Annotated in this window: 11 protein-coding genes; all 11 read right to left on the bottom strand. The window is 46.1% G+C overall.

The annotated features are described in order from the left end of the window. Positions 1–83: 83 nt before the first annotated feature. Positions 84–308 carry a hypothetical protein gene (locus D5281_RS18410; RefSeq protein WP_016302393.1) on the bottom strand — a complete coding sequence of 75 codons (225 nt, stop codon included), beginning with the start codon at positions 306–308 and terminating at the stop codon, positions 84–86. A 53-nt stretch (positions 309–361) separates the two neighbouring features. After that, positions 362–1,363, bottom strand: coding sequence for a hypothetical protein (locus D5281_RS18405; protein WP_016302392.1), 1,002 nt, complete (start codon positions 1,361–1,363; stop codon positions 362–364). 216 nt (positions 1,364–1,579) lie between these two features. Continuing rightward, positions 1,580–1,996 carry a C-GCAxxG-C-C family protein gene (locus D5281_RS18400; protein ID WP_160561545.1) on the bottom strand — a complete coding sequence of 139 codons (417 nt, stop codon included), beginning with the start codon at positions 1,994–1,996 and terminating at the stop codon, positions 1,580–1,582. Between the two features lie 86 nt (positions 1,997–2,082). Beyond that, positions 2,083–2,622 (bottom strand): hypothetical protein, encoded by a 540-nt coding sequence (locus tag D5281_RS18395; RefSeq protein WP_160561544.1) that lies wholly within the window; start codon positions 2,620–2,622, stop codon positions 2,083–2,085. A 223-nt stretch (positions 2,623–2,845) separates the two neighbouring features. Continuing rightward, the gene (locus tag D5281_RS18390) at positions 2,846–3,424 is read right to left on the bottom strand and encodes a DUF3879 family protein (RefSeq protein WP_016281134.1); all 579 of its coding nucleotides are present in this window, start codon (positions 3,422–3,424) and stop codon (positions 2,846–2,848) included. 14 nt (positions 3,425–3,438) lie between these two features. After that, a complete protein-coding gene (locus tag D5281_RS18385) occupies positions 3,439–3,960 on the bottom strand; it encodes a DUF6033 family protein (protein ID WP_277935450.1) in 522 nt (173 codons plus the stop codon). A gap of 110 nt (positions 3,961–4,070) precedes the next feature. Next, positions 4,071–4,499 carry an IS200/IS605 family transposase gene (gene tnpA / locus D5281_RS18380; protein WP_160561543.1) on the bottom strand — a complete coding sequence of 143 codons (429 nt, stop codon included), beginning with the start codon at positions 4,497–4,499 and terminating at the stop codon, positions 4,071–4,073. A 352-nt stretch (positions 4,500–4,851) separates the two neighbouring features. Further along, positions 4,852–5,679, bottom strand: coding sequence for a DUF6033 family protein (locus D5281_RS18375; protein WP_160561542.1), 828 nt, complete (start codon positions 5,677–5,679; stop codon positions 4,852–4,854). Further along, on the bottom strand, positions 5,676–7,088 hold the full coding sequence (locus tag D5281_RS18370) for a sensor histidine kinase (protein ID WP_016281137.1): 1,413 nt from the start codon (positions 7,086–7,088) through the stop codon (positions 5,676–5,678). Before D5281_RS18370 ends, D5281_RS18375 begins: the two co-directional genes overlap by 4 nt. A gap of 11 nt (positions 7,089–7,099) precedes the next feature. Continuing rightward, entirely contained in the window at positions 7,100–7,804 is a 705-nt protein-coding gene (locus D5281_RS18365; RefSeq protein ID WP_016281138.1) for a LytR/AlgR family response regulator transcription factor, read from the bottom strand. After that, positions 7,776–8,099, bottom strand: coding sequence for a hypothetical protein (locus D5281_RS18360; protein ID WP_160561541.1), 324 nt, complete (start codon positions 8,097–8,099; stop codon positions 7,776–7,778). The genes D5281_RS18365 and D5281_RS18360 overlap by 29 nt, the downstream gene beginning before the upstream one ends. Between the last annotated feature and the right edge of the window lie 16 nt (positions 8,100–8,115).

Raw genomic sequence — 8,115 nt, 5'->3', positions numbered from 1 at the left:
GTATGACCATAAAAGAAACGCTTTAATCTATAAAAGTAAAAATAGCAGGATACCTTCCTGCCATTCTTTCCCACTATGTATATTTATCTTTTTCCTTTCGGTTTCCAGTACACCTTTATTACCCTGCCGCAGTTAGGGCATTTCAGCGACACGATAATCCAGCCGGAACCCGTCTCCCCAATGTCACAGGCCCGTTTCTTGCACCATCTCTCCGGGCATTTCATTTTCCGTATAATACCACCTCCTCTCCCCCCAAATACATCTATTGCTATCTCCCCGCACTGATATGGAACAAGGGAACCAAACATGAAGTGTTCCTGCTTGGTTCCCTTTTATCGTTTGTGCATTATTGGTTTTCTTCTTATTGCATAAATCGATAGCCATTCCTGTCGCCATTCATACTGTAATGGTTCAATTGCTCCGTATCTATGTCAAGCAGTCTTGCACTATTGAACTTGCTAAGCCATGCCTGGTAGTTTGAGGCTTCAATCCCCATTGCAAGGTATTTCCGTGCTACACTATAATCCGAACTTGGGATTTCAATTTCCCATGCCTTATCCTTATCGCCATCATAAGGGATATAAGTAATGCCATTCGGTGTCAGGAACGTCATCCCTTCCCCTTCCCGTTTCAGGTTGCCGGATATTTCAAGCAGTGCATACAGCCCTGCTGTAGAACGCTGTGAACTGACTGAATACTTGGTAAATTCATCAGCCAGCTTTTCAATAATCTCCAAGTCCTCTTTCGATGTCGCAACAACAGACATCCCCTTTGCCTCATTGCCCTGTATGGATAAATAGCGCAGTCCGGTTCTAGGGTCTTGGTTCACTATCAGTCCGCCTTGCAACGGCACTTCCTTCAGATCAATCCCTCTTTTCCCGGCTATCTCATTCAAAATCCCTTTAAGTTCTCCCGTCATTGGCACATTACAGGAAAACGGCTGATCCATATTGATGACAAATTCCAGTCCGGTCTTTTCATCCTTCTGTATCATCAACTGGTCTTCCCTTATGTACAGCCCTCTTCCTGTTTCCTTATCCATGATCTCATATGCTGGAACCCCGTCCACATAGCTGGCATCCTCAATCTTATACCGTTCCGTTTCGATTGGCAGATTTAGGTTCTGTGATACCGATATATCTTTCCTTGAATACACGCCCATGTCATAAACACTGGCTGCATCCCCTCCTACATAATTGTCGCGCCCAGAAACGGCATTCGTTTTCCTTCCACTTTCGGAAGTATTCGCACCAACTATATCTGCCATCCTGCTTGCAAATCCTACTCCCGAATTATTCTTTTGTCCCCTTCCCGCTTCCTGCCATGCAGGATAGTGTGAAGTTCCAATTCCACTAATGCTCATTATCTTTAATCCTCCACAATTTTAATATTGCGGCCCCTCTGTCGATCAGAGCCGCCTCTGCTCTCTCATAGTAAGTCCGAGCAGTTTACTCCTTCATACAGAAACACTTTATCTACGTTCCACGGCAACACCTCCTCTTACTGCTCCCCGATTCCCCAATCTACCAGAAAACCGGGGAGACCTGCCCTATCCATCCACTGTGGCTTATTGGTGATATTACTTTGTGACCTCTAAAATATATTGATATGCAAATTCAATCCCATTGCAAGTCAGATTTTCACACATATGGGGTGGATCATTCTCTGAAAAACCTGTAGGGCGCAGTTCAAAACATCTTAATGAGCCAAATGCTTTTTCAAAAGCAAACGCAAAGTTATAGCAAGCAGATACAATTTCGTCTTCTCTTTTCCCCATCTTATGAAGGTAAACCCCTATAAACATAAGTGTGCCTTCAACTAAACCGCACTGCGCCCTATAACCGCCAGCACCATGCAATCCAACAGCAGAACAGATTGTTTGCTGTTCTACAACAGTTTCAAATAATTCACTCAAACAGATGATTGCTGTCCTCGCACAGTTTATATTATCGTTCCAGTACAATTCATGTACCCGATTCTTTATACGTTCTTTCATAATATGCCCTCTCCCCCGCTCCCCGAACCGGCGAAGCCTGCCCTGTCCGCCTTCTGTGGCTTATTAGAGATATACATCTGCAGGATTTATTTCTTATTCATGAAATCCCAATATGCCTGCATACTATACTGGTAATATGCCACAGCCCTTTTCTGGCTCAGCAGCTTCATGTCACTTATGACATTCTCGAACATATCCATGAAATCCCGCCGGTCATTTAATCCCATGTTCCCGGCTTCCAGCGGAAGAGATGTAAAGCCTCCTAACTTTTTTACGCCCGTATGTGCTTCCAAAGCCCTCATTTCCACAACAGTCGCTGACTTCGGGTTTACCTCGTTGATATGTATGGTCTTTTCAAATTCATCCCCATTCTCATCAACTCCTTTGGCAATCACTATCGGATCATCCTCTGTTGAATTTTCCGCGTACTTGAGATAATAGGACAGCCCCGTGCCGTTCCCTCCCGTCCATATCATATCTTCATCTGTAAAAATATTATAGACTTTAGGCGTACTCGCCATATTGTTCACCGACTCGGCAAAACTTTTTCCTGCCGCATTCTGCTGTGCCTTTCTTGCACCCTGCCACGCCGGATATCCTGTTGTTCCTATTCCGTTAATATTCATTTTTCAAATCCTCCATTATTTTTATTATTGCGGCCCCTCAGTCGTTCAGAGCTGCATCCGCTCTCTCAATATAAGTCCAAGCAGTTCATTGCTTCATGTATCCTAACTTCCTCTGCCTAACTTCATGACAAACACCTCCCTTCGCTGAAAACAGAGCCACCCTTGCACCCGGCAGTCCGCAGAGGCAAAGGTTTATGCGCCTCTGCGGAATAGGGTGTAAAGGTTATATCTGTATATCCAGCCCTTTACTGCCTTTAGCGTACAAGGCATTTACACTGTCCTGATAGATAGCATCACCTGCAAAAATCTCATCCAGTATCTCATGGGAAATTGGCTTTCCGGCTGTCCATGTTGGGTCTTTTTCCTTTACAGCCTGTGTTACCCTTCCAGAAATTTCTAAATGGAGCTGGCTCAACGTCCACGGTGCAGCACGGCGGGTACTTAAATCTAATGACTTCACATAGGAATGAATCTTGTCATAATATGCATCCGTCTCAGCAGTATTATCACCAGACATTCCACCATACTTATAAAACCCTTTTTTAACATCTTCATAAACGTGCTGCTTCATTTCTTCTGATACGTTGACAATTCGTTTCCAATCTGTTCTTCCTGTAATTCCCATGCCCTCTACGCCATAAGAATTTTTGAAGTGTCCGGAACGCAAGTCATCAATGGTATTGCCACAATAGTTGCCTTTCGATGCCCCATTGCCGAAAAGCATATTCGTATTTGCTTTGCCACCGTTCATCCTTGAAAAGAGCTGCCAGATTCCCTGACTGTTATTTCCTATACGCATCATAAATACCTCCCTCGTTATATGGTCAGATCCAACCGTGCGCCTTTGCCTTCTTCCTGCACTTTTGCAGGCTGGCTTGTTCCCGCCTTTATCTGCTCCATCAGTTTTTCCACGGATTCCGCCTTTGCCAGTTTCTTCTCCTTTAAGGCTTCCTCCTCTTTTTTCTTCGCACGTTTTTCCGCAATCTGCTTCTGTACCTTTTCTTTATAGACCGTGCCGGGGTTCTCCATTGTGTCCCTGCTCCTGCCGACCATCCAGTAAGATACTTTCCCATTCTTGTCAATAAGGGCACCTGCACTGAGTATCTCGTCATTGTTCTCCCTTGCGAACTTCTCTATACGCTCCGAATTGCCGGACATTTCTGCAAAGACTTTCTCATACTTTGCCGCTGCTGCCGGGTCTGATGCCATCTTCTCTACGATGCTGGAAGAAACCGCTATGTTGTTATAGCCCCTGCTCCCAAGCATATAGGCATCTTCCTGTTTCCCATTCTTGAAATCCGCCACCGTTATGTTCACATCCGGGTATTTCTCTTTCAGACTAAGTCAGCAACCACCAGTTCAACTGGTGGTTTGCTATTAGCCCTCCAAAGGGCTATTGTTACTGCTCGCCCATAAGGGCGGGTATCGCAAGCATTCTCACTGGCCCGCTAAAAAGCGGTACTTCTTGTATCTTCTTTGCGCGATTCTTCTGCCTGCTCTTTTATATACTTCTGCACCGCTTCGTCAGTTATATTGCCAACCGTCTCCACGTAATATCCACGCGCCCAGAATGCCTTATTCCACTTGCTCTGCAATTCCGGATGCCTGTCATAAATCATCAACGTGCTTTTCCCTTTCAAATATCCCATGAAATCTGAAACACAGATTTTCGGGGGAATTGCCACACTAAGATGTACATGATCCACACATACTGCTCCTGCTATTATCTCTACATTCTTGTACTTGCATAATGTACTGATAATATCCCGTATATCATTTTTCAACTGCCCGTATAATACCTTTTTCCGGTACTTGGGAATGAACACGATATGGTACTGGCATTTCCACCGAGTATGTGATAAGCTTTTATTGTCCATTTTGGACGCCTCCTATTCTCTGAGTTGGCTTGCGACACCAATCTCATTGTACCATAGGAGGCTTTTTAATGTTGTCCTCACCGCTTCCACTTACCCTATTCTCCCCAGCATAGCTGGGGGATTAGGATTTTTCATTCAGGTAAGCCTGCGAATCCCCATTAAGGGTGCTGCTCCCGTTTGCCCTGTCTGCCGCATAAGCGTTCGTGTAATCCGTTACTCCTGAAATTGCCATAAATATCATCCTCCTTGATAAAAATATTTCAACGGCGGCTCCTCTGTCATTCGGAGCCGCCCATGCCCCCTTACGGTAAGTCCGGGCATATCCTGCTTTACTTCAAAATGCCCGGAATGCTTATATCTTCTGATTTCCAACCACGCTTTTGCTGAATGTGCTTATGTTTTCCTCATAGGCGTTTGCTGCCAATGCGCTTACACCTGCTGTCTGGAAAGCCGCCGCATCATCGCCATTCTGTATACCCTCTGCAAGGAAAGCCTGCTGCCTCTGCCTGCTTGCCATCTGGCTTTTCAGGTAATTCTCCTGTGCCGCCGCTCTCCGTGCCTGCGCCTTTTTCACCGCTTCTTTTTCCTGTTCCTCCATCAGTTCTTCCATTCTCTTATGGCGTTTCTCCCACCATGATTCTTCAGTATCTGCGGAAAACGGAGAGCCATCCTTTACGGGTATCCCTTCCCCATGACACTGTTCGGGCGTTGCCCCGATGACCTGGTAGCCGATCATCTTGGAGCCCATGATTCCGGTACAGGAATACATCTTCCTGACCATTCCTAACACTGTTTTTTCCCATTCCGGATCAGTTTTCATCCTTTCAAAACATTCCTCCGTAATTGTCAGCGCACCACCTACGCAGGTGGAGCGGTACCATCCGCTGACAGGCATACCCGACATTTCGTTCATAAACCACTGCTTGTATTCATCCATTGTCATTTCCTCTTTGGATTTATTGGAAATGCCGCTGTCATATGTAAAGCCAAAATAACTCGGCGGCTGCGGGACTACCATGTCCCCCGCCCATGCTGATGAACCGGATTTTTCCGCCGCATCCTTTCCTTCTGCGGCTTTCTGCACCTCCTCCGCAAAATTCCCTGTGCCTGCCGCCCTTCTGCTGCTGTTTGTGTAGGCATACGGATTAACCCCCATGCCGCTTACATTACCGATGCTCATACCTGTCTCCTTTCCTGTAACATTACCGTTACACTGAACTCATTTTTCTTTATCTTGATATCTACGTCCCCCATATATTTCTTCGCCTCCATCTTTACATTGGAAAGCCCGATCCCGTGCATGGAACCCTTCTTTCCGAAATGCTCCTTTTCCTTTGTGGAGATTGGGAGGTTCGTATCCGCATCCATGATGATCTCCCCTTCAAACGGGTTTCTGACCTCGATCAGGAAGAACTTTCTCTTCTGCCTGCTGGAAATAAAAACATACCTGTCGCCCTGCCGCATCTTCCCGCAGGCTTCAAGGGCGTTCTGCAGCAGGTTATTTACAATGATGCCGATGTCAAAGGCATCATACCTCTCCGATTCCGGGTAGGTAAATTCTGACCGGAACCGTATGCCCTGCTTTTCCGCAGCTTTCCACCTGTCGTTTACAATCACATCTGTAACGGCATTCCCTGTCTTTATGGAAAACTCAAAGGCATCCATGCTCTCATCCATTCTGGAGATGTAATTCCCCATGTCCCCATAGTTCCCACTCTCAATCAGCCCCTTGATATTGGTCAGATGGTTTTTCATCTCATGCTTCATCCGGCGTATGCCGTCATAGAACTGATCCACTTCCGCCATCCGCTCCTGTATGGCATGAACCTGCTGCTGTTCCACAAAATATCTTTCCTTTTCCTCCTGAAGCCCCACCATTTTCTGGTAAGATGCTATCGTAGCCAGAATCCCCACATAGAATAATGCTGCCACTACGGGCACAATGCCGATAAGCGCCGGGTACTGTTCATAAAGCTGTATGACATGGTTTTCTGAAACCATAAGCAGAATGTGGAATATAATGTTCACAAACAGAATGCCCGTCAACGGTGTCAACAGCAGATAGCATAATTCCCTTGTATGCAGCTCCATCCTGCATTTCTTTAGCTGGCACCCTGCAATATACAGCAATACAGAAAACAGGATAAGCTGCAGCAGTTCCACCAGACAGAAATTCAAAGCGGCATTCCATAATATTTTTTCTATTCCTTCCTCCCCCTGCACAAGGTGCCTGCCCGTATAGAAATTCACACTTGCCACCACCAGCGAGCTTAGATTCCTTATGGTGAAAAACAACACCCCAAAAAGGAAGGCCGGTTTCCTGCCAACCCCTAAATACCGGGAAGCCGCTGTCAGCAGGGCTGTAACAATCACCATGCACGCCCATTTGTCCAAATCCACCCCTATGCTTATAAAATAAACTGCCGCATAAGAGAGAAATACGATAAGCACCTTTATAAATTCCTGTGCATTTCCGCCCTTCTTCCCGGCCATATGCGGATAGAAAAAAGCTGTCAGGAAGCAGGCATATATAACAGTCTCAATCCCCATCACTGTATTTTGGAACAGCGTAAAACTTGCTTCGCTCAATGGCAGCCCCCTCACTTCATAAACCGCAGGTACGCTTTTACAAAATCTTCATACTTATATTTTGAAATCAGGAGCTTATCCCCATTTGTCAGCGTTACCTCTGTTTTGTTGTATTCATCCACATAGGACAGGTTGACCAGGTAGCCTTTGTGGACACGGCAGAACTGCCCCTGCAGTTCTTCTTCCAGATCACTCATTTTTGCATAATATTCAAAAATCCCGTCCTTCATATGGACGGCTATTTTATGGTTCTGGCTTTCCATGTAATAGATGTCGCTTAACGGTATTGTTTTTCCCGTATTCCCATACTGGACCATCAGCACCCTTTTTCCCTGCCCGGCCTGCTGCGCCGCCCTCCTAAAAATCTCGGCAAACCGCCCTTCGTCAATGGGTTTCAGCAGGTACTGGAAAGCCCCCACGTCAAAAGCATCATACACATATTTTTCATAGCCCGTGACAAATATGATGATGGGCTGTTTGATATCTTCCATGCCCCTGATCCGCTTTGCCATTTCCATACCATCCATTGATGAATCCTGGCCTTTCAGCTCAACGTCAAGAAACAGCAGGTCATAATCAGCCCCCGCTAAAAGATAATCCTCTGCCGTGGCATATTCCGTGACCTCACACTCCACTCCCTGTTTCCGAACCAGCGAACAGATGTAGCTCCTTATATTTTTTTCATCATCACAGACTGCTATTTTGATCGCCTCCACCTCCTTCTTTCCTTACTTCGTGTATCGGAAATATAAAAATATTTTTAACTCCGATAGCGTGAATAGACGATTTGACAGCGTAACTGGATTGACGTTTTTTATCCTTAATATCCCCTCTGCCGCTCTCAATATCCCTCACAAAAGGGGCGGCTGCCCCGCAAGGCGGCGCAAACGCAAACCGCCGTGTAAGCATATTACCTCTGATTCCCCCGCTTTCCAAGCAATTTCCCTTATCAGGCCGCCCGGCTCTGCCTGCGGAAAAAAGCAGACCGCCGGAATTGGAAAAAGGGCCCATGAGCCCTTTCCTCTTT

It is taken from the genome of Parablautia muri, from assembly GCF_009917485.1.
GTDB classification, from domain to species: Bacteria; Bacillota; Clostridia; order Lachnospirales; family Lachnospiraceae; genus Suilimivivens; species Suilimivivens muri.
This window is presented reverse-complemented; position numbering and strand designations above follow the sequence as displayed.

Bases quoted from the DNA above. Each gene is read 5' to 3' on its own strand.
- D5281_RS18390 (WP_016281134.1), bottom strand. From the start codon at position 3,424: ATGATGCGTATAGGAAATAACAGTCAGGGAATCTGGCAGCTCTTTTCA.
- D5281_RS18395 (WP_160561544.1), bottom strand. From the start codon at position 2,622: ATGAATATTAACGGAATAGGAACAACAGGATATCCGGCGTGGCAGGGT.
- D5281_RS18375 (WP_160561542.1), bottom strand. From the start codon at position 5,679: ATGAGCATCGGTAATGTAAGCGGCATGGGGGTTAATCCGTATGCCTAC.
- D5281_RS18360 (WP_160561541.1), bottom strand. From the start codon at position 8,099: ATGGGCCCTTTTTCCAATTCCGGCGGTCTGCTTTTTTCCGCAGGCAGA.
- D5281_RS18400 (WP_160561545.1), bottom strand. From the start codon at position 1,996: ATGAAAGAACGTATAAAGAATCGGGTACATGAATTGTACTGGAACGAT.
- tnpA (WP_160561543.1), bottom strand. From the start codon at position 4,499: ATGGACAATAAAAGCTTATCACATACTCGGTGGAAATGCCAGTACCAT.
- D5281_RS18405 (WP_016302392.1), bottom strand. From the start codon at position 1,363: ATGAGCATTAGTGGAATTGGAACTTCACACTATCCTGCATGGCAGGAA.
- D5281_RS18410 (WP_016302393.1), bottom strand. From the start codon at position 308: ATGTTTGGTTCCCTTGTTCCATATCAGTGCGGGGAGATAGCAATAGAT.